Origin of the sequence: Chromobacterium aquaticum (assembly GCF_021129195.1) — a bacterium.
GTDB lineage: Bacteria > Pseudomonadota > Gammaproteobacteria > Burkholderiales > Chromobacteriaceae > Chromobacterium > Chromobacterium aquaticum.
Window position 1 is genome coordinate 21,827 of sequence record NZ_JAJOHW010000021.1, and the last position, 24,223, is coordinate 46,049.

25 protein-coding genes are annotated in these 24,223 nt (G+C 63.1%); 9 read left to right on the plus strand and 16 right to left on the minus strand.

Annotation, left to right across the window (positions count from 1 at the left end; genetic code table 11):
- Positions 1-16: 16 nt before the first annotated feature.
- From LQT98_RS03315 to LQT98_RS03370, 12 genes are all read right to left on the minus strand, one after another.
- Positions 17-1,075 carry a phage baseplate assembly protein gene (locus LQT98_RS03315; RefSeq protein ID WP_048408451.1) on the minus strand — a complete coding sequence of 353 codons (1,059 nt, stop codon included), beginning with the start codon at positions 1,073-1,075 and terminating at the stop codon, positions 17-19.
- Complete coding sequence (locus LQT98_RS03320; protein ID WP_231461114.1) at positions 1,059-2,366, minus strand: DNA circularization protein; 1,308 nt, start codon at positions 2,364-2,366, stop codon at positions 1,059-1,061. Before LQT98_RS03320 ends, LQT98_RS03315 begins: the two co-directional genes overlap by 17 nt.
- Positions 2,366-4,246, minus strand: coding sequence for a M23 family metallopeptidase (locus tag LQT98_RS03325; protein ID WP_231461115.1), 1,881 nt, complete (start codon positions 4,244-4,246; stop codon positions 2,366-2,368). Before LQT98_RS03325 ends, LQT98_RS03320 begins: the two co-directional genes overlap by 1 nt.
- A gap of 62 nt (positions 4,247-4,308) precedes the next feature.
- Positions 4,309-4,683: a hypothetical protein gene (locus LQT98_RS03330; RefSeq protein ID WP_048408454.1), complete on the minus strand. Its 375-nt coding sequence runs from the start codon at positions 4,681-4,683 to the stop codon at positions 4,309-4,311.
- 143 nt (positions 4,684-4,826) lie between these two features.
- Positions 4,827-6,248: a phage tail sheath C-terminal domain-containing protein gene (locus LQT98_RS03335; RefSeq protein ID WP_231461116.1), complete on the minus strand. Its 1,422-nt coding sequence runs from the start codon at positions 6,246-6,248 to the stop codon at positions 4,827-4,829.
- Between the two features lie 75 nt (positions 6,249-6,323).
- A complete protein-coding gene (locus tag LQT98_RS03340) occupies positions 6,324-7,016 on the minus strand; it encodes a DUF1834 family protein (protein WP_048408456.1) in 693 nt (230 codons plus the stop codon).
- 254 nt (positions 7,017-7,270) lie between these two features.
- Positions 7,271-7,486 carry a hypothetical protein gene (locus LQT98_RS03345; protein ID WP_048408457.1) on the minus strand — a complete coding sequence of 72 codons (216 nt, stop codon included), beginning with the start codon at positions 7,484-7,486 and terminating at the stop codon, positions 7,271-7,273.
- 14 nt (positions 7,487-7,500) lie between these two features.
- On the minus strand, positions 7,501-7,698 hold the full coding sequence (locus tag LQT98_RS03350) for a TraR/DksA family transcriptional regulator (RefSeq protein ID WP_048408458.1): 198 nt from the start codon (positions 7,696-7,698) through the stop codon (positions 7,501-7,503).
- On the minus strand, positions 7,695-8,273 hold the full coding sequence (locus LQT98_RS03355; RefSeq protein WP_231461117.1) for a hypothetical protein: 579 nt from the start codon (positions 8,271-8,273) through the stop codon (positions 7,695-7,697). The genes LQT98_RS03350 and LQT98_RS03355 overlap by 4 nt, the downstream gene beginning before the upstream one ends.
- Positions 8,273-8,494, minus strand: a complete 222-nt coding sequence (locus tag LQT98_RS03360) for a hypothetical protein (RefSeq protein ID WP_048408459.1) — start codon at positions 8,492-8,494, stop codon at positions 8,273-8,275. Before LQT98_RS03360 ends, LQT98_RS03355 begins: the two co-directional genes overlap by 1 nt.
- Positions 8,494-8,916, minus strand: coding sequence for a M15 family metallopeptidase (locus LQT98_RS03365; RefSeq protein ID WP_048408460.1), 423 nt, complete (start codon positions 8,914-8,916; stop codon positions 8,494-8,496). The genes LQT98_RS03360 and LQT98_RS03365 overlap by 1 nt, the downstream gene beginning before the upstream one ends.
- 191 nt (positions 8,917-9,107) lie before the next feature.
- Positions 9,108-9,521, minus strand: a complete 414-nt coding sequence (locus tag LQT98_RS03370) for a Mor transcription activator family protein (protein ID WP_048408461.1) — start codon at positions 9,519-9,521, stop codon at positions 9,108-9,110.
- Positions 9,522-9,850: 329 nt separating this feature from the next.
- On the opposite strand from LQT98_RS03370, the gene LQT98_RS03375 reads away from it, so the two are divergent.
- Positions 9,851-10,570 carry a S24 family peptidase gene (locus LQT98_RS03375; protein ID WP_197081374.1) on the plus strand — a complete coding sequence of 240 codons (720 nt, stop codon included), beginning with the start codon at positions 9,851-9,853 and terminating at the stop codon, positions 10,568-10,570.
- Between the two features lie 193 nt (positions 10,571-10,763).
- Complete coding sequence (locus tag LQT98_RS03380) at positions 10,764-11,348, plus strand: SIS domain-containing protein (RefSeq protein ID WP_231461118.1); 585 nt, start codon at positions 10,764-10,766, stop codon at positions 11,346-11,348.
- A gap of 294 nt (positions 11,349-11,642) precedes the next feature.
- Here LQT98_RS03380 and LQT98_RS03385 read toward each other — a convergent pair whose 3' ends face one another.
- On the minus strand, positions 11,643-12,578 hold the full coding sequence (locus LQT98_RS03385) for an alpha/beta hydrolase (RefSeq protein WP_231461119.1): 936 nt from the start codon (positions 12,576-12,578) through the stop codon (positions 11,643-11,645).
- Between the two features lie 178 nt (positions 12,579-12,756).
- Positions 12,757-13,632: an HD-GYP domain-containing protein gene (locus tag LQT98_RS03390; protein WP_231461120.1), complete on the minus strand. Its 876-nt coding sequence runs from the start codon at positions 13,630-13,632 to the stop codon at positions 12,757-12,759.
- A 275-nt stretch (positions 13,633-13,907) separates the two neighbouring features.
- Here LQT98_RS03390 and LQT98_RS03395 point away from each other — a divergent pair, with 275 nt between their 5' ends.
- From LQT98_RS03395 to LQT98_RS03415, 5 genes are all read left to right on the plus strand, one after another.
- Entirely contained in the window at positions 13,908-15,275 is a 1,368-nt protein-coding gene (locus LQT98_RS03395; RefSeq protein ID WP_231461121.1) for an SGNH/GDSL hydrolase family protein, read from the plus strand.
- Between the two features lie 184 nt (positions 15,276-15,459).
- On the plus strand, positions 15,460-16,473 hold the full coding sequence (locus LQT98_RS03400; RefSeq protein WP_231461122.1) for a class I SAM-dependent rRNA methyltransferase: 1,014 nt from the start codon (positions 15,460-15,462) through the stop codon (positions 16,471-16,473).
- Between the two features lie 260 nt (positions 16,474-16,733).
- On the plus strand, positions 16,734-18,068 hold the full coding sequence (locus LQT98_RS03405) for an SGNH/GDSL hydrolase family protein (protein WP_231461123.1): 1,335 nt from the start codon (positions 16,734-16,736) through the stop codon (positions 18,066-18,068).
- Between the two features lie 85 nt (positions 18,069-18,153).
- The gene (locus tag LQT98_RS03410; RefSeq protein ID WP_048408465.1) at positions 18,154-18,345 is read left to right on the plus strand and encodes a Lar family restriction alleviation protein; all 192 of its coding nucleotides are present in this window, start codon (positions 18,154-18,156) and stop codon (positions 18,343-18,345) included.
- A 7-nt stretch (positions 18,346-18,352) separates the two neighbouring features.
- On the plus strand, positions 18,353-18,700 hold the full coding sequence (locus LQT98_RS03415) for a DMT family protein (RefSeq protein ID WP_197081375.1): 348 nt from the start codon (positions 18,353-18,355) through the stop codon (positions 18,698-18,700).
- 6 nt (positions 18,701-18,706) lie between these two features.
- On the opposite strand, the gene LQT98_RS03420 is transcribed toward LQT98_RS03415, so the two are convergent.
- A complete protein-coding gene (locus LQT98_RS03420; protein WP_197081382.1) occupies positions 18,707-19,492 on the minus strand; it encodes an inositol monophosphatase family protein in 786 nt (261 codons plus the stop codon).
- 97 nt (positions 19,493-19,589) lie between these two features.
- Between LQT98_RS03420 and LQT98_RS03425 the strand changes: the two genes are divergently transcribed.
- Positions 19,590-20,315, plus strand: a complete 726-nt coding sequence (locus tag LQT98_RS03425) for a 16S rRNA (uracil(1498)-N(3))-methyltransferase (protein WP_048408560.1) — start codon at positions 19,590-19,592, stop codon at positions 20,313-20,315.
- Between the two features lie 162 nt (positions 20,316-20,477).
- Here the strand turns inward: LQT98_RS03425 and LQT98_RS03430 are convergent, their stop codons facing one another.
- Positions 20,478-21,692 (minus strand): HD-GYP domain-containing protein, encoded by a 1,215-nt coding sequence (locus tag LQT98_RS03430; protein ID WP_048408467.1) that lies wholly within the window; start codon positions 21,690-21,692, stop codon positions 20,478-20,480.
- 432 nt (positions 21,693-22,124) lie between these two features.
- Here LQT98_RS03430 and LQT98_RS03435 point away from each other — a divergent pair, with 432 nt between their 5' ends.
- On the plus strand, positions 22,125-24,200 hold the full coding sequence (locus tag LQT98_RS03435; protein ID WP_048408468.1) for a methyl-accepting chemotaxis protein: 2,076 nt from the start codon (positions 22,125-22,127) through the stop codon (positions 24,198-24,200).
- The last annotated feature ends 23 nt before the right edge of the window (positions 24,201-24,223 follow it).

Genomic DNA, 24,223 nt, shown 5'->3' on the forward strand with positions numbered 1-24,223 from the left:
GGATTCAACCTTTCCGTTAGTTCTTGCGCATGACCGGCAGCCAGCGGCCGTCTTCTTTCAGCGTCAGCCGGGTGGTGCAGCCCTGCCCGCGCCCGCCGCTGAAGGTGCGCGCCATCAGGAAGTAAGTGCCGCCCTTGATGCCGTGCGGCTCGCTTTCCACCTGGATGCGCTGGCCGGGCTTCCACAGTTCGCCGGCGCTGTTGCGGTGGCCGGCGACGGTGGCGCTGAGGGTGTAGCCGGCCAGCCTGGCGTCGGCCAGTATCTTGTCGGCGCGCGCCGCCAGCTCCGCGACGTTGGCGGCGTCCGGCTCCACCATGATGCGCGGCTTGTGGTAGGGGACGTCCGGGTCCGCCGACTGGTGCTTGAGATCGTGCCGGCCCGGGGTCAAGGCCTGGCGATGGCCCTGTCCCAGCAGGGTCAGCTGCGAGTAGCGCGGCGCGTGGGAGCGGGTTTCGCTCAGGCTGAGCACATTATTGCCCTGGCCGTCGCGGCGCAGGATCAGCTTGGCCTTGGCCGGCGCGCTGTAGTCCGGGCCGCCCACCACCAGGGTGCCGTCCGGATCGAACCAGGCGGCCAGGCCATTGGCCGCGGCGGCGCGGTTGAGCACGTCCCAGGCGCTATTGCCCGGGTCCACGCTGATTTTCTCGATCTGGCCCTTGGCCTTGGCATCCACCCGCACCCGGCTGACGCCCAGCGGCTTGACCACGTTTTCCAGCACGTCGCTCAGCGTCATGCCCTTGCCGGTGAACAGCGGCGCGCTGCAATCCAGCAGCATGCCGGCCAGGTCGCGCCCGGACAGCGTCAGCTGATGGCTGCCGGCGGCCACGCTGTGGCTGATGTCGTCCACCCGGCCTTGCAGCACGATGTCCGCGCCCACCAGCACCTTGACCTCGGCGCCCGGCGCCACGCTGGGCGGCATCTCGCCGCCGGGCAGGCCCAGCGACACCTGCCAGGCGTCGGCGGCCATCGCCAGGTCGGAATCGATGCTGTACTGGGTCCAATAGCGGTGGGCCTTGCCGGCGATCTGCAGGCTGACTTCGTTTTTGTCCGGCGCGGGCTTAGCGGGCGTAGCCATGGATCAGCTCTCCTGCTTGCAGATGGTTGGGATGAGCCAGTTGCGGGTTCAGACGCAGCAGCTCGGTGGCGCGGCTGCTGTCGCCGTACCACAGATGGGCCAGCTGGCGCAGGTTGGCGGCGGACTCCACCTTGCGGGTGACGATGGGCGGCTTGGCGGCGATCAGGCTGGCGGCGCTGCGCTGCACTTGCAGGCCCAGGTCACGCAGGCTTTCTATCACTTGGCGCGCGTCCTCGCCCGGCAGCGCCTTGCGCCATTGTTCTATCGTTTGTTGCAACGCGGCGCGCACGTCGCCGGCCACCTGCTCCAGCGCCACCGGCGTCAGCGTCGGCTGCGTGGCTTCGCCGTGGAACAGGCTGGCGGCGGCCTTGGCCAGCGAGGTGGAAGCGGTCAGCTTGAGCAGCGCGTCGATGCGGATTTCATCGGCGGTCCAGACTTCCAGCGCCTGGCCGGCCTGGTTCAAGGAGTCCGACGCGCGGCCGATCTTCTTGGATACGCCATTGAGCCGGTCGCGCATCGCGTTCCAGTCCGCCAGCGTGGCCTGCGGCCATTTCACCTCGGTTTCCCACGACAGGCCGGGCCAGACTTCCAGCTTGACGCCAAAACGCCAGCTGGCGATGTCGTCGACCAGCGAGGTGACTTCGCTGATGAAGGCCTGCGGATAGGCCAGCAGGTCCACCACTTGGGCGATGCCGCGCTGCGCCATGGACGCGAGCTGACGCACGGTGTCGTTCAGTTTCACCCGCAGCGTGCCCAGCCGGATCAAGGCGGTATTGGCGTTCTGCAACAGGCCCTGGGCCTTGGCGAAGGCTTCGCCGCCCAGGCTGCGCGCCTTGGCCGCCAAGGCGTCTATCGCTTCCACCTGCTGCATGGGCTGCTGGCTGGCGAAGAAGGGATTGCCCGGCGTGGCTTCCACCCAGCTGACTTCCACGGTGCAGGAGTCCGGCGCGTCGGCCTCGTGGCTGATCTGGTAATCCAGCAGCTGGGCCTTGGGCATGCTGCCGAACACCGGATGGATCAGCTCGCCCGGCCCGGACTGGTCCAGCGCGGCGACGAAGTCGCGCAGCCGCTGCTGGTAATCTCGGCCCCAGAAAAACACGCTGAGCGACACCTTGCGCGCCTTGCGGCCCAGGTCCTCGACGTCGGCGCCGTCCAGGTAGGGGTATTCGTGCATTGCGTGGTCGCGCTGGGCGCTGTCCACGCTGCGCAGGCATTCAAAACGCACCCCGCGGAAACTGGCGTCCACCAGCGCGCCGGCGGCGGAACCGGCAAACAGACTGAGATTGAACATCAGCTTCTCCTTTGTTGTTGGCTATTGGCGGCGTTGACGGCGGCGACGATGTTGCCGTTTTGGACGTCGACGGTGATTTGAATGGGTTGGGACAACATGCTGCTGAGCTGGGACAGGGTGGCTTGGAGCTGACCAAGGACAATATTTATTTGCTCTGTTGGCAGTTGACTAGTTTCTGATAGCGCGTTCTTTTGGCTAGCGCTCTCGGAGCGGCCACTAGCTTCCGCAATATTAGGTTCTACCTTTTTAGGTTCTACCTTTTTAGGTTCTACCTTTTTAGGTTCTACCTTTTTAGGTTCTACCTTTTTAGGTTCTACCTTTTTAGGTTCTACCTTTTTAGGTTCTACCTTTTTAGGATCTGCCTTTTTAGGATCGATTCTGGGAGAACTGGCTTTCTTTGCCTTGTTTTTTTCTACCCCCTTAGTAAAAAACCCTTCAACATTGTTTACTAAAGAATCCACCCAACCCTCCTCCGCTTTTGTCGGAGGAACAGTATCAGCCGCCGCCCCTGGCCCGGCTTGACTTCCCTTCATTTTCCCAACGGCATACTCGGCCTGTTGTTGATAATTCTCACTCTCCATTACTTTGACTACAATTTTCTTCCCATCTTTTTTCCGCGTATATGAAAGCCCGGACATACCAGCAACATTGTATTTGTGCTCTTTATCATCCAGCTTCCCTATGTCTTTATAAATCTCAAAGGGGTTGCCGGTAATGCTGCTAACATCCTTATTTGCTCCCATGGAAAGATAATCTGTCATTTTCTTCCCACTACCATCCACGGCGATTCGCTCACCATTAGATTTTAGGAAATTCCCTACTGAGCCCGCTCCGGCTAAGTGAGATGCAGCCAACAAACCACTCTCTGTGATAGTAATGCCCGCTACTTTCTTTCCAATATAATCTTTTAAATTCAAATTCGCCCTCTTCATCAGCCGCTGAAGAGTCTGCCAATTTAATTTAGTGTATTCTTTTAAAAATTCATCTTGCACCTGACCATTTTTTAGCCAATCAGCTTTACTTTTAATATCATTCTTTCCAACCCAATTACCCTTGGCATCCACATAGCCAAGCTTCTTCCCAACAGCCGTAACTTCATTCCTACCAAACTGGTACTTCCCGGCATACCCTAATGTGTTAACTTTCCCAATTGCACCACCACCCTCGGCCTGCCACAACGTAGCCCCATACGTGGTTTGGGCGGCAGCTTCCTGAAAGTGGCTTACCCCTTTGGCGTTTATTTTTTCAATACCTCCAACAAAAGGCATACCCTTAGATTGAACCGTTCCCCTTCCTGCTTTTTCCTCTTTATTTTCTTGGCCCCAATACCCCAGAACCCCTTTGCTCAACTCAGTGGCTTTGTCAGCAATTGAGCTTACAATCTGAGTCACCCCACCTTCCGCTTCTTTAGTGGAGTTTGCGGTTGGTTTGGGGCCGTGATCTGGAAATGAAAATTTTCTTGGATCAGTGGAAGCATGGCCTTTTTTAATCGTCCCATCACCCGATTTTCTATCTTCCAAAATTTCAAAGTGGACATGGTTGCCTTTACTTCTATTCCCTGTATTACCCACCGGCCCGACTGACTGCCCCTTTTTAACTGTATCGCCCACTTTCAACGGCGATGGCTTCTGCATATGGGCATAAAGTGTCTGAACGACTTTGCCATTCAAGTTGTGCTCAAGAATTACGGTATTGCCGTAACCATTCATATTGCCTTTAAAAACGACCTTCCCAGCCTCGGCAGCGGGTATATCTGTTCCTGCGGGAGCCGCCCAATCTTGGCCACGGTGTGCTTCATGCTTCCCTGTCACAGGATGTTTTCTATCGGGCGACCATTCGCTGGAAACTCGGAATTTTTTACCAGGGTTATATGTAGTCATACCATTTCCTTTGGGCATGCAGATGGCTCACCCGTTTAAGGGCGAGCCATTCAACTAATTAATTACTCCATTACTTTACGCAGCGACAGCAGCTTGATATCGCGGCGCGCTTCGCTTTCCACGCCGTATTTCTCACCCACTTCCAGCGTGAAGCAGTCCAGGTAGCTGGTGCGCTTGCCGCCCGGCGCTACCGGGAATTCGGTCAGCTTGGCGCCTTCGATCGCTTCCCAGTCCAGTTCGCCGGACAGCGGGATGGAGACGGTGACGGACAGCTCGTATTCCGAGATGCCGCGCGCGAAGCCACGGGCGCGGCCGCTGCTGTTCATGGTTTTCACCAGCTTGCGGCCGGTCTTGCTGCTGACGTTGAGGTCGATGACGTCGATTTCCTGGCCGTTGACTTCCAGTACGATCGAACCTGCGTATTCTTTCAAAGCCATGTGAATGTCCTTTTCGGTTTCATGTGGGCGGCCCGGCCGGTTTGACAGCGGGCCGCCGGATCAAGCGTTAACGGGGAAAACTAGGCCCACTCGGGTAAGCGCGTTGGGGCAAGGCGGCACCCCGCGTGTTTACCCATTGCCGCTTACAGCAGCAGATCGATACGGCCGGCGAACACATGCAGGCCGTTGACCACGTCCACCGGGATCTTGGCGTCCAGACGGTTCACGTCTTGCGCGTCGCGCTCAACGATCAGGCCGTCCTTGTTGGCGTCCACCGCTTCGATGATTTCCAGTTCTTCCAGCTTGTAGAGCACGTCCAGCAGTTCGGAACGGACCTTGGACGGGGTGCGGTCGGACAGCTTTTCGCGCGGGAAGCGCAGCGCCACGCGCTCGCGGCAGGCGCGGCGCACGTAGTCCAGGGTGCGGATGGTGGTCAGATCCAGCAGCGATACGTCGTCCACGCCTTGCGCGTCCTTGGTGTAGGTGCTGATGGAGCGCACGATCTGCACGCGTTCGCCCGGGCCCACTTCCAGCGGGGCCACGCCGTTGTAGAGGGCGTTTTCCTGCTCGGTGCGGCTGGTGCGGGCGGCCAGTTCCACCACGTCCAGGCCTTTGAGCTCCAGGGTGTTCAGCGGACGGGCCGGATCTTCCTCGCTGGCGATCACCGCGGCGTAAGCGGCGGCCAGTTCGCCCGGCAGCTTGGCGGAGCCGCGATACCAGGCGGCGCTGACGCGGCCGCTGGCCAGTTTGGACGCGATGGCGCTGACTTCCGCCAGCGCGCCGACGGCGCCGACCACGCCGATGGCGCCGCGTTGCTCCATCGGGCCGGACACGAAGTCCAGGTGGGTGCGCAGCGCGGTGAAGGCGGTGTCGTTGTTGAACGGGTTGACCACGATGTGGTGGCCGCCGCTAACCACGGCCGCCAGCGCCGGAGCGATGTCCGGATCGGCGGCACCGCCCTTCATCGCGGCCACGGTGATGCCAAGGCCGGCGATCTGTTCCTGCGCTTTCAGCACGATGGCGTTGCCTGCCGCGCCCTTGTGGCGGGCGGTCAGGGTCAGCACTTCCTTGGCGGCGGCGGCGGTCACCGGCAGGTCAGCCAGCTTGTCGACGGCGGCCTTGGCGGCGGTGGCGATCTTGGCGGCGTCGTCGCCGGCGGTCACGGCCACGTCGATGCGGCGGCCGCCGATGAACAGGCTGGCCACGCCGGCGCCGATGGCCGGGCCGGTGAAGGTGAAGGAGCCGGTGGCGGCGGCGGCGCTGTCCGCGTCGTCAACCGCGATCACGCTGAGTTGCAGATAGGGGTTGGCGTTGATGGCGGCGCGAGCCAGCAGATGGGCATAGGAGCCGCGGCCGAAGGCCTGGGCGGCCTGCTCGTCGCTGAACACGTCCAGCGCGGCCAGAGCCGGCTGGGCCGCATCGGCGAAGCGCTGGCCGATCACCAGCACGCGCTGCGGGTTGCCCGGCAGGGTGCGCACTGCCAGCTTGGTGTTGAACTCGAAGTATTTGCCCGGTTTGCGGATGGATGCCGGGATCTGGTCGAAGCTGATGTTGGGGCTGGCCATAGAATATGGGCTCCTGGTTGATGCGGTTGGGGAAAGGCGCCGCGCCGGACGGCGCGGCGGGATACTGCGGAAAAATCAGGCGGATGGCGGCTGCTTGACCACGTCCTGGGCCTTGACGCCCGGCTTGCCGTCCAGGCTGTAGTCCAGGCGAGTGCTGCGCCATTCGGCGGCGGGGCCTTCCAGACGGCCGCCGAAGCGGGCGAACACTTGGTCGGGATCGGCCTCGCCCTGCGGCGACGGCCAGTGGCCGTTGTCCAGCGCCTCGTCCAGCCAATGGCAGGAGAAGTCGCAAGCCACCAGGCTCCACGGCTGGCCGTCGCGCTGAGCCTGGCCCAGCGGCCGTACTTGCTCGGGCATCAGCGGCGACACCGCCAGGCCGAAGTCCTGGGCCGACAGCAAACGGCGCACCGCGTAGACCAGCTGCCAGACGCCGGCGCCGGCATAGCCGTGATCCGCCTGCAGCCGATCACCGACGATGACGGTGAAGCGCGCCTGCGCCTTGTAGCGCTGGCGCAGGCTGGCCGAGGGCTGGCAGGCGCTGATGCCGCCGGCCACGGTCCACAGCGCCGGCAGCCGCGCCAAGGCCTGCGGATTCAGGCCGGGGCTGCCCGCCGCCGGCGTCAGCCGGCTCTGGAACGAACCTTGCGCGAGGTCCAGACCGCACAAACCGGTTTCGTCCAGATCGGCCGCCACTTCGCGCACCATGCGGCCCAGGCCCTGGCGCAGGCGATCGGCGATGGCGTCTTGCACTTGGATCAGCAGGGACATGATTTCCTCAATGATTCAGCGGTTTATCGATATGGCTATTGTCGCGCGCCCACGGTTTTGGGCTTAGCTGAGCGATGTCAGTGGGGCTTGCGGCCGCGGGCGCGGCCAATGCCCTCATTGCCCGCCGGTTTGAACGGCAGCCGCGGTTTGATACAGATCGTCGTTTGTGACATCTGGATTCCTTTCACAAGGTTTGGAAGGGGGGAAATTCGACACCGCGCCGGAGGCGGGCGGATGAAACGGCGGGCCGTCGCTCAGTGCAGCAGCCGCTTGAGGAATTCGCCCAGCAGCGTCACCGCCAGCGCGGACACCGCGCCGGACAAGGCGCCGCTGCGCGCGGCCTGGACTTCGACGTCGCGCAGACGGCTGTCCAGTTCTTCCAGTTTTTTGTCTTGCTTGGCGAGATGGGCAACAATCATGTCCAGCTTGCCCTCTATGCGGCCCAAGGCCATCAGATTGTCATGTTCCACGTGAAACCCGCCTTTCAGCCTTCGGCCAGTTGTTGGCAGATCACGCAGCGGGTGCAGCTGGGCATCACTGTCCGGCGCGCGGACGGAATGGGGTCGCCGCAATCCTCGCAGTGGCTGTAGCCCGTCTGCTCGCTCTGCTGGTAATGGCGGGCAATCGCTTGCTCGCGGAACTCGGTTTCCAGCTCGCTGGCCCGGTCGAAAAAGTCGCTCATGGTTGTGGTCCTTCGGTTGAAAACAGCCCGCCGAGCGTTGTCAGCCTTTGTTCGAGCTGCTGACACCAGGCGCCGTAGTCGGCGGCATGGGCCAGGAGGTCTGCTGCCGGTAACCCGGCATCGGCGGCGGGGGTTTGATGGGAATCTGCAGTAGATACGGCGTCGGCTGCGGACACTGCGGCGGCGGGATAGCCGAGGATTTGCCGGTAGAGGCGCAGGCTGTCAGGGCCAAGGCCGCCGTAACGGCCGCCATCCTGTTGCACGACATATTCGATCCTTTGTTTTTGGGCTTGCAGCCTTTGCTGCGCATCCTGTTGCTGACGCAGCAAGCGGCTCTCCTGCTCGCCGACCAGCTGCTGCAAGCGCCGTTGTTGCTGCAAGGCGGCCTGTAGTTGCCGCTGCGCCTGTTCGGCTTGCTCGGCCTGGCGGCGCTGCTCCGCCGCCTGCTGTTCCGCCAGCCGCGCGCGCCAGCTGTCCGCGCCGTGGCGCAGGCCCAGCGGATACGCGATGCCGGCCGCCAGCAAGGGCGGCAGCAGCCAGGCGCCCAGCCGCGGCCAGGTTGGCAGCGGCGCCATTAGCGGCCGCCCCGGTCGCGCCAGGCGGCGATCAGACGCAAGCCGGCGGAGTAGCCGCCGACGATGCCGAGGTAGATCAACCAGATCTCCGCATCCAGGGTGCCGCGCAGCCCTTCCACCACGAACAGCAGCGTGGCCGCGGCGCAGGCGATATTGGCCCATAGCCGGGAGTGGCTCAGGCGGCGGCCGCCGGGCCGGGTCATCAAGTCGGACAGACGCATCACTTTTTCTCCTTGTCGAGGTCGGTCGAATTCAGCTCAAAGTGGGGAAACTCGCGGAACGGCGCATCCGGGCGGCCATACCAGTTCAGGCCCAGCGCGGCGCCGATCTCGCCCATCAGCTGCCAGTGCGGGTGATGGGCGTCCCAGACCGGCTTGCCGCCGATCAGCGGCACCACGTCGAAGGCCAGCGCCGCCGGGCTGCCGTGCCGCATGGCGTTGTGCGCGGACTGGCCGGCGCGCGCATTGGTGACCTTGGGCCCGGGCCGGCTGCGGCCTTGCGCGTACAGCGCGTCCTGCTCCGCGCCGGAGCGCCAGGTGCAGGTGATCAGCGCCTCCACGCCGGCATCGCGGCAGCGCCGGACGAATGCTTCGGCCAGGGGTTGCAGCTGCGGGTGCAGGTCGGAAATAGCTCTACTGGCCATGAATGCTCCTTGCTGTTGACGAAAAGTGCGGGGCTCCGCGTCCGGCCCGCGACGCGCGCAGCCCTGCCAGGCTGAGACGCGCCGCTGTTGCGGGTCCGGCGAGAATCGAACAGGATGAAATCAGGAAGGAGAAAGACGGTTTGAAGCTTGCGCGCCGAGGACCCGGCGCGCCGCGGCGGGCGCCGGCGGCTTTAATGCAGTTCTTGGCTGGGGGTTTTCAGCACGCGCCACACCATGCGGTCGCTCAACTGGTAGCGGATGGCCAGCACGCTGACCGCTTCATTGGCGCCCAGGCCCTGCTCCAGCAATTGATCGAAGTCGTTCAGCAGCTGCTGGTTGCGCGCCAGCCGCAATGCCTGGCTGCAGCGTGGCACGTACAGGATGTCGCCGCCGAAATGATGGGTCAGGCTGGAGGCGGCATCTTCGCCTATCACTTCCACCAGCGCGGCGAAACGCAGCTGGCCCGCCTTGCTCTGGTTCTTGGAGATGGGCAGGGTGGTGCCGCCCAGCGCCTGCACCAGTTGCAAGGTACGCGGCAAGCCTATCAGCTCGGCCACCAGGCGCATGGTTTCGGGCAGGGCCGGGGCGATATTGGCTACGGTCATCGCAAAATCTCCTTGTAATCACGGAACAAAGACGATAAGTTCTAAATGAGTTATAATTACTTCTGAAAGCATACGCAGGCGGCATTTAGAACCACTGTTCTATTTTGACGCAAGCCCATGAATTCCTTGATCAACGCTTGTTGCAACAAGATGTCACTGCTTAGCCTTGACCTGCACTTTTTATTTTTGAACTTAGCTCTCAACATAAGTGCTATTTTAGTTCAAAACATAAAACCTAGCAATTAGTACGATGTCACTACCTGACCTAACGTACAGGTCATTTGACATGACAGAACGGGGCTATGCCCGCATGCCAAATGGAGTTCTATATGGAAAAAAACTTGGAACAAAGTGACTTCAAGCAGCGGCTGGAGTCGCTGATCGGCGCGGAAAAGCCCTATGCCTGGGCTGCTCGCATCGGTATCAATAAGGGCTCGTTCACCAATATGTGGTACCACGGCGGCGTGCCCCGCTCCGCAACCGCCAGCAAGATCGTGGAAGCCACCGGTTGCAGGCTGGAATGGCTGTTGCATGGCAGCGGCCAGCCTTACGACACCGCGCCCGCCGCCAGCGCGCCGCGCAGATTAGAACGGGATTCGGATTGTTTTGTACCCGACAATGTGCATGAAGAGTTCTGTTTCATCCCGCGCTATAACCTGAAGGCGTCGGCCGGCTTCGGTTCCAATGCCAGTGAAGAGGCGCCGATGTTCTACATGGCCTTCCGCAAGTACTGGATCAAGAACCATCTGAACGCTTCCGCCAAGGACCTGGCGGTGATCAGCGTCAAGGGCGACAGCATGAGCGGCGTGCTGGAGGACCGCGACACCATCCTGGTCAACACCGCCGAGCACTCTCCCGGCGAGGGCCTGTACGTGATCCGCATGGGCGAGGACATCTTCGTCAAGCAGTTGCAGCGCTTGCCCGGCGGCGCGGTGCAGGTGCGCAGCGCCAATCCCTTGTACGAGACTTTCACCGTCGATCTGCAGCGCAATACCGGCGAGTTCGAGGTGATAGGCCGCGTGGTCTGGTTCGGCCGTCAGATTGGCTGAGAACGGGTTCACGATCTGCTGCGCTGCGGCGTTGAAATCGTCTTCGAAATGCTCATGCACCACGGGTACATGCCGCTTTCTCAGCCGCAACACTCTTGTCTCGCTCTTGCTCGCGAGATCGTAAACAGGTTCTGGGCCCGGCGCAGCGGGTGTAAACTGCGGTTTTGCCGCACCGCATGAAACGGATACAACCATGATTCAACACATCGAAGCCAGCCTGGGCGAGGCGCAAACCGCCTTGGCCAATCTGCTGGCCAATCCGGAGGCGCTGGCCAGCATCGACGCGGCCGCGCAAACCCTGATCGCCAGCCTGGCGGCGGGCGGCCGCATCTTTTCCTGCGGCAACGGCGGCTCGATGTGCGACGCCATGCATTTCGCCGAGGAACTGACCGGCCGCTACCGCAAGAACCGCCGCGGCATGGCCGCGGTCGCCATTTCCGACCCCAGCCACATGACCTGCGTCGCCAACGACTACGGCTACGAGTTCGTGTTTTCGCGCTATCTGGAAAGCCACGCCCGCGCCGGCGATGTGCTGATCGGCATCAGCACCAGCGGCAACAGCCAGACCATCATCAACGCCGCGCAAGTGGCGCGCGAAATGGGCGTCAAGGTGGTGATTCTCACCGGTCGCGCCGGCACGCGGCTGGAACCGCTGGCCGACGTCTACGTCAACACGCCCGGCGGCCAGTTCGCCGACCGCGTGCAGGAGCTGCACATCAAGGTGCTGCACATCCTGATCGAACTGGTCGAACGTCACTTCTGCCCGGAAAACTATTGAGCTTTCCTGCTCTGTCACGTTTGCCATTGTGCTGATATCGCGCGCCGCGCCCCAAGCGACGCCTGTCAGTACGCCAACGGCATGATGCGATAAAAAAAACCGCCGCCCGGTTCTCCCCGGCGGCGGTTTGGTTTTGCCTGCGGCGCGGCGCTAGGGCTTGTTCAAAGTCTCGCAAGCAAGAGCGAGACAAGGCGAAAACGAGCGAAAAAGCGGAATGTAGTCGTGGCACATGAGCATTTTGAGCTTGTACTCACCGTGTAACGCTTCACGAACGCAGCAGACCTTGAACAGGTTCTAACGGTTTAGGAATTCCCCGATGCGCTGGTAAACCATGCGGCAGGCGTCCGGCACGATGGCTTCCAGATTGAGGAAGGCATGCACCATGCCGTCCAGGTGCAGGTGCTCCACCTCCACCGCCGCCGCGCGCAACTTGTCCACATAGAGGAAGTCCTCGTCGCGCAGCGGATCGAAGCCGGCCGACACCAGCAGCGTGTCCGGCAATTTGCGCGTGAACGCCCAGTGCAGCGGCGAGGCCTGCAGACGGTTCTCCGCATGCTGGAAGTAGTTGTCGAAATACCAGGCCACCCGCGCCTTGGTCAGCAGATAGCCCTCGCCGTTCTCGTCCACCGAAGGCTGGCTCAGCGTGTAATCGACGCTGGGATAGATCAGCACTTGGCGCTTGATCTGCAAGGACGCATCGTACTGCCCCAGGCCGCTGAGGCTGGAGGTCAGCGCGCCGCCGGCGGAGTCCCCGGCCAGCGACAGCTGGCGCACATAGGGCAGTTGTCGCGCGTCCAGCGCCTGCCACACGCCCTTGGCCACGGTGGCGGCATCCTGCAGGCCAGCCGGGTACGGGCTTTCCGGCGAGCGCCGGTATTCCGCCGACACCACCACGTGCCGGCTGGCGGCGGCGAGGCGGCGGCAAATCGGATCGTAGACGCTGACGCTGCCCACCATATGGCCGCCGCCGTGGAAAAATACCAGCACCGGCAGCGGCCGCTTGGGATCCGGGTGATAGATGCGCACCGGCACGGTGTAGTCGCGGCCCGGCACCAGTTCGTCGTTGACCCAGGCGATGTCCGGCCCCGGCGTCACCATCTGCCGGGTCAGATTGGCCAGCGCTTCGCGCGCGCCGATGGCGGTGGCCTTGTAGCCCTTGGCCACCAGATCGGCCAATTCGCGGTTGTATTCCTCCAGCCAGGCGGCCAGAGCGGGATCGAGCTGATGCATGCAAGCTCCTATCGGCCCAGGCGTGGCATACGCGCGCGGGCGCAAGCGGGGAAAGTCGGGAGAAGGCCGGGCGCGGCGCGCTGGCGGATGATCCGGTGATGGACCTGGCCAGGTTATACCATTGGTATCGCAGTGCAAGCGCGGATTGCGCGCCTGGCATACCCTACCCGCTGCCTGCTCAGCCGAACAGCCTTTCCAGCAAGCTGGGTTTGCGCATTTGCAACAAGGGCTCCGCGCCCAGCAGCAAATCATCGATCAGGCCCGGATCGGCGCGCGGCTGGCGCGCCTGCGCCGGATTGGAGCGTCCGGACGGCTCCAGCGCCAGGTTGGGACCCCGCCGCGACAGCCGATAGCCGCCGGCGCAGCTGGGACAGAACAGCTCGTCGCCGTCGGCCGCGCTGCGCGGCACCGCGATGATGGGGCCACAGCCCTGGCAGCACTGCAGCGGAATGCCCGGTTCGCTATGGCCGATGATGTGGTCGAAACGGCCCGCCTCGCCCAACTGGATGAAACGCTCTCCCAACTCGCTGTCGAACTGGCTGCCCAGGTTTTCCCGGATGATGGCCAGCGCGCGCTCCTTGGGCATGCCGCGCCGATACGGCCGGGTGCTGGTCATCGCGTCGAAGGCGTCGGCAATGCCGACGATGCGCGCCGCCAGCGGGATGTCCTTGCCCCGCAGGCCCAGCGGATAGCCGCGGCCGTCCGGGGTTTCGTGGTGGCGCAGCACCGCGTCCAGCGCCAGTTCCGCCAGCGGGTGGTCGCGCAGCAGGTCGGCGCCCACTTGCGGATGGGTCTTGATCACCTCGTACTCGGCGTCGCTGAGCTTGTCCGGCTTGTTCAGCACCGCGTCCGGCACGCCCACCTTGCCCAGATCATGCAGGAATCCGCCCAGCGCGATGCGCTCCACTTCCGACTGCGACAGGCCCAGGCTGTCGGCCAGCGCATAGCAAAAGCGCGATACCCGCCACAAATGCCCGCCGGTATAGGCGTCGCGCGCCTCCACCATCATCGCCATCGTGTACAGCGTTTTCAGCAGTTCCTGCGCCTGTCGCATCGCCATGTCCTCGCATGCGGTGAAACCCGGCCGCGAGAGCGATATCTGCAAGCGCCCCGGCGGCGTCTCGGGCCGAATGATTTCAATATGGCATATCAATGCGGCTTTGCTGCACTGGCAGCAATACGACAGTGTCGCGGCGAAAACTAGAGCATTCATTCCATTTGCATGAGGTTTTCATTTTTCTTGGCTAGCCTAGGCGACACGCGGTCCGCGCGCAGCGTCCGGGCCGCGCGTTCACGCCGCCTGGCGGCGTTCCACACGAGGAGACAACAATGAAATCACTGCTATTGCTGAGCCTTGCCCTGAGCCCGCTGGCGCAGGCCGCCGCCCAGGAACCGATACAGCCGGACCCGCGCTACAGCCACGTGCTGTCTTCGTCCGGCCCGCTCAGCCGCGAGCAATTGCTGAAGACGGCGCCGCCGGCGCCGATGAGCCGCGCCGCGCGCGGCGACGCCAATATCGAACTGATGTCGGTGCCCGGCCCGGCCACTTACACCTATCTGCGCTGCTATTACCGCACCGGCGGCAGCGCCACCAAGCCCACCACCGACTACGCATGGGCCCTGGACCCAAGCAGCGGCGACTACTACCGCTTGAACGGCTATTGGTGGTCCAGCAGCGCGCTGGACTGGAAGAATATGTATTACACCGATGTGGCGCAGAGCACGCTGCAATCGGTCTGCCGCGGCACCTTGCAGAAAAAGGGCATCCAGCAGAACCCGGCGATGGTGTTCGCCGCCGACAACCAGCTGTCCTTCAATTACACGGTGTGGACCAATGACAAGGCCGGCCAGGGCGCGGCCATCAACAAGATCGTCGCCTTCGGCGACAGCCTGTCCGACAACCAGAACGTCTATAACGCCTCGATGTGGACGCTGCCCAACCGCAACAGCTGGTTCCTCGGCCATTTCAGCAACGGCCAGGTGTGGGTGGAATACCTGGCCGGCCGCCTGCAGCTGCCGGTCTATAACTGGGCGGTGGGCGGCGCCGGCGTGGACACGCAAAAGCTGGTGATTCCTGGCGTGCAGCAACAGGTGCAGTCATGGAAGGACTACATGAAGCAGGCCCGCGACTACGATCCGGCCAGCACGCTGTTCACCATGCTGATAGGCGGCAACGACTTCGTGAACTACAACAACTCGGTGGACAAGGTGATCAGCGGCCAAAGCCAGGCGCTGACCAGCCTGATCGACGCCGGCGCCCGCAACATCCTGGTGCTCAATCTGCCCGACGTATCGCGGGCGCCGGTGTTCCAGTTCAAGTCCGGCGCCACCCAGGTGGCCGCCCAGGTGCGTGACTATAACCAGCGCCTGAACGCGCTGGCCGCCCAACTGCGCCTCAAGTACGGCAGCGGCCTGAATCTGCGGGTGTTCGACAGCTACGCGCTGTTCAACCAGGTGCTGGGCAATCCGGCGCAATACCAGTTCAGCAACACCACCCAGTCCTGCCTCGATATCAACGCGGACTCCGGCGCCAATTATCTGAGCGCCCAGAACGCGCGCGCCAATTGCGTGAATCCGGACAGCTTCGTGTTCTGGGACACGCTGCACCCCACCACCCGCACCCATAAAGTGCTGGCGGACGAGGTATACGGCTTCCTGAACGGCCGCGCCGGCTTTGCCGCGCTGCCGCGACGCTAAGCACCGCCGACCAACGGCCAAGCCGTACCATTCAACAGGCCGCCCGCGGGCGGCCTGTTGTTTTGCAAGGCCTTTTTCGGCCATGCATTTGAGCGCGGCCGCGGCAACGCATACAATGAAGGATTTTCCGGCGCGCCCGCCTCTATGCGGCGAGCCGGCCCGGAACCGCAAGCGAAGGCCCCCGATGTCCTCCCTGACCCCATTGCTGCAACGCGCCGAAGCCGCGCGTGCAGAATTGATCGCCCGGCTGCAAGCCGAAGACACCAACTGTTACCGGCTGTTTCACGGCAGCGCGGAAGGCGCCCCCGGCCTGACCGTGGACCGCTACGGCGAGCAACTGCTGGCGCAGAGCTTCCATCAAGCGCTGAGCGATGCCGAACTGGCGGAGATTCGCGCCCACTACCAGGCCAGCCATCCCGGCCTGCCGCTGATGTACAACGACCGCAGCGCCGGCAACTCGCGCATCGGCAACGCGCTGACGCTGGAACAGCAGGCCGAGGCCGAAGCCGACCGCACCATCCGCGAGCTGGGCGTCAACTACCATTACCGCGCGCGCCACAAAGGCCAGGACCCGTGGCTGTTCCTGGATCTGCGCGCCGCGCGCCGCCATGTGATGCAGCTGGCGGCCGGCAAGAGCGTGCTCAATCTGTTCGCCTACACCTGCGGCGTCGGCGTGGCCGCGGCCAAGGCCGGCGCCAGCTTCGTGATGAACGTGGACTTCGCCGAATCCAGCCTCAGCGTCGGCCGCGCCAACGCCAAGCTCAATCTGCTGGCCACCCGCCCGCGCTGCGTGCAGAGCGATGTGTTCGCCGCCATTCGCCAGCTGTCCGGCATCGGCCAGCCCGAGCGCGTGCGCGGCAAGAGAATGCCTCCCTTCCCCAAGCTGGAAGCGCGCCAGTTCGACCTGGTGTTCCTGGATCCGCCGCGTTACTCCAAGAGCCCCTTCGGCGTGGTGGACCTGATCAACGACTACCAGGCGCTGTTCAAGCCGGCGCTGCTGGCCACCGCGCCCGGCGGCACGCTGATCTGCTGCAACAACGTCGCGCAGGTGGATGGCGACGCCTGGCTGGAAGCGCTCACGCGCAGCGCGGCCAAGGCCGGCCGCGAAGTGCGCGCGGCGGAATGGATCACTCCGGACGCGGACTTCCCCAGCCCGGACGGCAAGCACCCCTTGAAGATCGTCGCGCTCAGCGTCTGAGCTGTGCTCTTGACGGCGGCGGGCCCCGGCCCGATTGCCGCGGCCAGATCCAATCTCGCCAAACGCCCGCCCTGCGCGGGCGTTTTTGCATAAAAAACCACAGCCATTCAGCCATATGGCATTTTTACGCATATCTTAAAATTACCGTTTATTTTCACCTGTAGATACTTAAAGATTCCGTTACGGCATCAAGCCGCGACTGCCGCGCTAGACGGCACACGACAGACAGCTTGACTCAAATCACGTATCGGGAAAGTACAATGAAACCTCAACTGCTACGCGGCCTGCTGGCCGCCGCCGGCCTGTTCGCCGCCAGCCAGGCCCATGCTCAGCTGGACCCGCAACTGGACTATCTGTCCCCAGGCGGGCCGCTCAGCGAAGCTCAGGTCAAGGCCGCGCCGACCAAGCCGGCCGTGGCGATGGGAGCCGCCACCTACACCTATCTGCGCTGTTATTACCGGCTGGACATGAACGGCGCCAAGCCGCAAACCAGCTATCACTGGGCGCTGGATCCCAGCAGCGGCGACTACTACCGCGTCAATGGCTACTGGTGGTCCGGCAGCATCGTCGCGCTGAAGAATATGTTCTATAGCGACGTGACCCAGGACACCCTGGCCGGCGTCTGCCAGAAAACGCTGGCGGCCAAGGGCATCAGCCGGCCGGTGGCGCTGTACGCCGCCGCCAACAACCAGCTGTCCTACAACCACACCATCTGGAGCCAGGACAGCGCCAGCCAGCCGGCGCGCGTCAACAAGCTGATCGTGTTCGGCGACAGCCTGTCCGACACTCAGAATATGTACGGCGCGTCGCAGTGGAAGCTGCCCAACGCCAAGAGCTGGTTCATCGGCCGCTTCAGCAATGACCGGGTGTGGGTGGAATACCTGGCCGAGCAGTTGAACTTGCCGATCTACAACTGGGCGATAGGCGGTTCCGCCGCCGACCAGCACCTGGTGGTGCCCGGCCTGCTGCAGCAGGTGGAGTCTTGGTCGCAATACATGCAGAAAGCGGCCAACTACCGGCCGGAAAACACCTTGTTCACCATGCTGATAGGCGGCAACGACCTGCTCAACTACGGCCGCACCGTGGACCAGGTGATCGCGGACCAGAGCAAGGCGCTGGAGCGTGTGATCAACGCCGGCGCGCGTCACATCGTGGTGCTGAATCTGCCCAATCTGGCCCGCACCCCGGCGGCCCAGGCCAGCGGCAAGGCCGCCGCGCTGGCGCCGCAGGTGCGCGATTACAACGCCAAGCTGGCGCTGCTGGTGACTCAATTGCAACAGAAATACGGCAGCACGCTGAAGCTGAACCTGTTCGACAGCAACACCTTGTTCGACGACTTGCTCGATCACCCGGCCAAGTACCAGGTCAGCAATGCCACCCAGTCCTGCCTGGACATCGCCGGCAACGCCAGCCTGCCCTATATCTGGGAACAGAAGCCGCGCGCGGAATGCGGCAATCCGGACAGCTTCGTGTTCTGGGACGTGCTGCATCCCACCACCCACACCCATAAGCTGTTGGGCGGCTATGTCGCCAACTTCGTCAAGGCGGCGGACCCGGCGGTTTCCGCCGCGGCGGCGCTGAAGGCGCGGCGCTAAGCGCCGGCGACGGCTCTCCTCCCCAAGCCGCCGCCATCACGCGGCGGCTTGGGGTAAGATGCCGGTTTCAGCCGGACATCCCGCCATGCACCCAGCCCAGCAGACCACACTGAAACCCTGCCCCAAATGCGGCGCGCCCGCCCTGCTGATCAAGGCCGGCTCCCGCCGCTTCTGGGTGCAATGCAGCCGCTACCCGGACAACGGCAATTGCAGCGCCATCGGCGCCCAGGCCGACAACAAGAAGGAAGCCATCGCCAACTGGAACGCCAGCCGCTGAGCACATCATGAATATCTCGCCTTATCTGCTGACGCCGCTGCTGCTGGTGTTGTCCAATGTATTCATGACCTTCGCCTGGTATGCCCACCTGAAGGACATGTCGTCCAAGCCCTGGTGGCTGGCCGCATTGGCCAGCTGGGGCATCGCCTTGTTCGAGTATTTGCTGCAGGTGCCGGCCAACCGCGCCGGCTACGGCACGATGACGCTGTCGCAGCTGAAGATCATTCAGGAAGTGATATCGCTGTCGGTGTTCATACCGTTCGCGGTGTTCTACATGAACCAGCCCTTCCGCTGGGATTACGTCTGGGCCGGACTATGCCTGGTGGGCGCGGTCTACTTCATGTTCCGCGGCTAAAGCCGGCTACTGGTTGGCGCGCACCCAGCGGTGCCATTGGGAGAACAGCTCCGGATTGAGCGCGGCGATGGCGGAACGCTTCCAGATCACATCGCTCCAGTAATCGTCGCTGTTGAGGCTGGCGATCTGGCCGCCGGCCTCTTCCAGGATCACCGCCCCGGCGGCGTAATCCCACAGCCGCTGACCGCCATGAAGATAAAGATCGTAGCGGCCGGCCGCCAGATAACACCAGTCCAGCGTGCTGGAGCCCAGATTGCGCAGGCTGCCGCAGGGGCAGGTGCTGCCGATGCGCGCGGCCAGCTTGCCGGAGCGCAGGTATTTGACTTCGACGCTGGCGATGGCGTCGCACATGGTGTTGACCACGGTTTTCAGCGGCAGGCGCTGGCCGTTCAGATAAGCGCCCTCGCCGCGGCTGGCGTAGAACATTTCCTGGGATACCGGATTGTAGATCACGCCCAGCCGGCTCTTGCCGCCCACCATCAGGCCGACGGAAATGGCGAAATACGGCAGGCCGTTGACGAAGTTGGTGGTGCCATCTATCGGGTCCACCACCCATAGGCCATCCTGATTTTCCGCCCACAGCCGGTCCTGCTCGGCCAATTCCATCTCCTCGCCCAGCACCGGGTGCGGCAGGATGCGGGGCAAGGCGGCCTGCAAAGCCTGCTGGCAAGCCATATCGGCCTCGGTGAACAATGTGCCGTCGTCCTTGCGGCTTTTGCCCACGCGCAAAAAGCGCGGCATCACCTCGTCGCGCGCCACTTCCCTGAGCACCTGCATCACCTGTTCCAGCACCTGCATCCGTTTTCCCCCAAGGCCGCTACAATCCCATTTGCTGCAATTGCAGCAAACAAAGCAAAATACCGATATCAACAGCGACTTTCAATACGTGATGCCCAGGTTTTACATTGACGCCGACCTTAGCGTCGGCCAAACACTGGCCCTGCCGGACACGGTAGTGCGCCATGTGCAGGTGCTGCGGCTCAATGCCGGCGACGCCATCACCCTGTTCAACGGCCGTGGCGGCGAGTACTCGGCCATGCTGGACGCGGTGCTGAAGCGCGATGCCCATTGCCGCATCGAAGGCTTTGACGATGTTTCACGTGAAACACCGATCTGGATGGGTCTGGCTCAAGCCATCTCCGGTGGCGACAAGATGGAGTTCACGCTGCAAAAAGGCGTGGAAATGGGCGTGTCCGCGTTCCAGCCCATCGCCGCGGAGCGTTCCATCGTCAAGCTCTCCGGCGAGCGCGCCGACAAGCGCGTGGCGCGCTGGCAGGAGATCGTGGTTTCCGCCTGCGAGCAATGCGGCCGCAACAGCATTCCTCAAGTATTGCCGATTCTATCGCTGGAGCAATGGCTGAAACGGCTGCCGGACGCCGATGCGCGACTGATCCTGTCGCCGGTCGGCACTCAGCGCCTGGCCGACATCGCCGCCGCGCCGGCGCGCGCCTGGCTGATGGCCGGCCCGGAAGGCGGCTACTCCGCGCGCGAGGAGGCCGCGGCGCTGGATGCCGGCTGGACGCCGCTGAAGCTGGGGCCGCGCATCCTGCGCACCGAAACCGCGGCGCTGGCGGCGGTGGCGGCGATGCAGACGGTGTGGGGGGATTACCGCTAGGCTGAACCGCTTGCGCTTAGAGCCTGTTCACGATCTCGCGAGCAAGAGCGAGACAAGGCGAAAACAAGCGAAAAAGCGGAATGTACACGTGGCACATGAGCATTTTGAGCTTGCACTCACCGTGCGACGTTTCACGAAGCGCAGCAGATCGTGAACAGGTTCTTATAGAAAACGCAGCGGATCGATCTTCCACTTGTCCGGCGACTCGTGCTTGACGATGCGATCGCCGCCGCCGAAGCCCATGCCGCGCCCCAGATCCACCAGTTCCGGTGGGATATAGACATTGCTCTTGGTGCTGAAGAACACCTTCACCTTGGGCGAGATCAGATTGCTCTCGTTTTGCTCCACCACCACGCCCAGGCGGCCGCTCTCCAACCGCACCAGGGTGCCCACCGGGTAAATGCCTATGCTGCGCATGAAGGCCTGCACCAGCTGCGGGTTGAAATGGAATTTGGACCACTCATAGATCTTGCGCAGCGCGTCGGTGGGCGCCATGCCCTTGTGGTAGCAGCGATCCGAGGTCAGCGCGTCATAGACATCGACGATGGCCGCCATCTGCCCCAGCTGCGAGATTTCCTCGCCCTTGAGTCCGGCCGGATAGCCGCTGCCGTCGTGGCGCTCGTGATGCTGCGCGGCCACCAGCACCGCGGTTTCTGAAATGCCGGTGGTTTGCAGCAGAATCTGCTTGCTCTCCACCACATGGCATTTCATCACCGCGAATTCCTGCTCGGTCAATTTGCCCGGCTTGTTGAGGATGCGGTCCGGAATCTTCATCTTGCCGATATCGTGCAACATGCCGCCGATGCCGGCATGGTGTATCACTTCCTTGCTCATCCCCATCGCATTGCAGAAGCTGACCATCAGCGCGCCCACGCTGACCGAATGCTGGAAGGTGTAATTGTCCTTGTCCTTGATCCGACACAGCGACAGCAACGCTCCGCCGTTGCGCAGGATGGACGAGGTCATCTTGGACACCGACGGCTCCACCATTTCCAGCTCCACCTGCTTGCCCAGCCGCACATCCTTGAGAATGCCCTGGATGATCAGGTTGGCCTCGCTATGTATCATTTGCGCGCGGCCAAACTCGGCGCCGGCCTCCACCTGCCGTTCCAGTATGCTTTTATGGCTGCCGAATTCGCGGATCTGCTCTTCCAGCTGCTTTTTCACCTCGGTGGCGGTGGGCGCGGAAGGCAGATCCAGACCCTTGCGGGTATCGATATACACCTCGTGAATGCCGGAATCGGCGATCTTGTGGATCTCCTCCTCGTTCTTGATCAAGAAACGCTTGAGCAGGAACGGGTGCGACATCCAGTCGCAATTCAAGTCATGGATATACATCCCCACCTTGAGATCGGCCACCTCTATGCACTTGATCATTCTGTGCTCTTTTCCTGCCGCGCCAGCGCGCGGCCATGTCTCCGCCGTTCGATCAACCCGCCAGCGCGGGGCGTCTCTTTCAGAATCAGCCCGGCCACCGCCATTTGCAAGTTGATCCGTCAGCCGGTTCGCAAATAAAGATAAACGCGCGGCCGGGCGCATTGAGCGCGATTCGGCCGCAAAGCCAGCTAAATAGCGCAGTCCGGCACCGGCTGTCACGCGGCTGTAAATATTGCCGCGCCGCCGGTTGTGGCGCGGCTTCCACGCGCCGGCGCGGACAAGGCCGGCTTTTAGCGCGTCGGCATGGACCGCCCGGGGTCAATGGCTTTAATGTCTATAAATAAGGGCAAGACGCCGGGCCTCGCCTCCGCTCGAGCGTCGCCGTGGCAGCGCGCCAGATAACAGGTTTCGCAAAGGCTTTGGGGAAGAAGCATGGAAAAACAGAATTGGGGCCATCTGAGCACCCGCATCATCGTGGTGGCCGCGGCCGCCATTGCCGTCGGCTTCGCCGTCATGATCGGCCTGATCGCCTGGCAGAGTTACAACTCGGCGGTGGACCAGGGCTATAAGCTGGCCTCGGAGCAAGCCAGCAGCTATGCCAAGGACGCGGAAAGCGATTTCGCGCGCAATTTCACCATCCCGCGCCACCTCGCCGACGCGGTGCAGGGCATACAGCGCGTCGCGCACCCGGACCGCAAGCTCGCCGACAATATGATCCAGCAGCTGCTGGACAATGCGCCGCAATCCGTGGGCCTGTGGATGCTGTGGGAGCCCAATGCCTTCGACGGCAACGACAACGCCTTCCGCCTGGATTGGCCGCGCCACGATCCCACCGGCCGCTATCAGCCCTATGTCACCAAGAACGACAAGGGCAAGGCGCAGATGGACGTGATGATGTCGGCGGACCGGGTCAAGGAGTTTCCCAAATTCAAGGAACACCCGGACAGCTACCAGCCGGACTACGAAAAACCGGGCTGGGGTGATTTCTATTACGTGCCCAAGCAGCGTGGCCGCGACACCATCACCGAGCCCTACCCCTACGAGGTGCAGAACCGCAAGATTCTGGAGAGCTCGCTGGCGGTGGTGATGAAGGATGCCGCCGGCAAGATGCTGGGCGTGTCCGCCACCGATATCGCGCTGGACGATCTGCAGAAAAAGTTCGGCCAGATCCGGCTGTATGAAACCGGCTACGTCAGCATGCTGTCCGAAGGCGGCCTCTATGTGGTCAATCCCGATCCGGCGCAGCTGGGCAAGCCCGCGGCCAAGGACGGCCCGCTGGCGCCCTATCTGGCCAAGATCAAGCAGGGCGAGGACTTCGTCTACGAGGCCGGTGGCTTCACTCATTTCTTCCACTCGGTGAAAGTGGCCAATACCGGCCAGTTCTGGACCTTGGGCGTCAGCATTCCCACCGCCGCCATCACCGCCGACGCACGCCGGCAAAGCCTGACCGCGGTGTTGATAGGCGTGGTGGCGCTGGCGCTGATCCTGCTGGTGCTGGCCGGCGTGGTGCGCGCGCTGACCCGACCACTGAACCACCTGGCCGCCACCATGGAGCAGCTGGCTTCCGGCAAGGGCGACCTGACGATACGCATCCCCATCCGCAACCGCGACGAAATCGGCCGCACCGCCGACGCCTTCAATCGCTTCATCGCCAGCCTGCGCGATATGTTCGTCGACGTGCGCGAGCAAAGCCAGGCGGTCACCGCGGCGGCGGTCTCGCTGCAGGAATCGGCGCGGCAGGTGGAAAGCGCCTCCGCCTCGCAGTCGGACGCCGCCAGCGCCACCGCCGCCGGCGTGGAACAAGTCACCGTCAGCGTGCAGCACATCGCCAACACCTCGCAGCAGGCCGAGGACACCGCGCGCGAAACCGGCGCGCTGACCGAGCGCAGCGTCGCCACCGTCAATCAGGTCACCGCCGAGATCCAGCGCATGACCAGCAATATGCAGGCGCTGGCGGAGCGGGTGAACGGCCTGGGCGCGCGTTCGGCCGAGGTCAGCACCATCGTCAACGTGATCAAGGACATCGCCGACCAGACCAATCTGTTGGCGCTGAACGCGGCGATAGAAGCGGCGCGCGCCGGCGAGCTGGGCCGCGGCTTCGCGGTGGTGGCGGACGAGGTGCGCAATCTGGCCGGCCGCACCGCCGAGGCCACGGTGGAAATCAGCCGCATCGTCAACGCCATCGGCCAGGAAACCCGCGACGCGGTCAGCGATGTGCAGAAGAGCACCCAGTTGGTGGGCAATAGCGTCGCCATCGCCGAGGACGCCAACCAGGCGATGCAGACCGTGCTGGACCGCAGCCACGGCCTGGTGGGCAGCATCGTCGACATCGCCGCCTCCACCCGCGAGCAATCCGCCGCCAGCCTGGAAATCGCCCAGAACGTGGAGCGCATCAGCAGCATGGCGCAGAGCAATAGCGAAGTGGTGCGCCAGGTGGCGTCCTCGGTCAGCCATCTGCGCGAATTGTCGGCGCGGCTGGAGGCGCTGGTGGGCGATTTCCGCACTTGAACCCCGGGCCATGAAAGGACGAC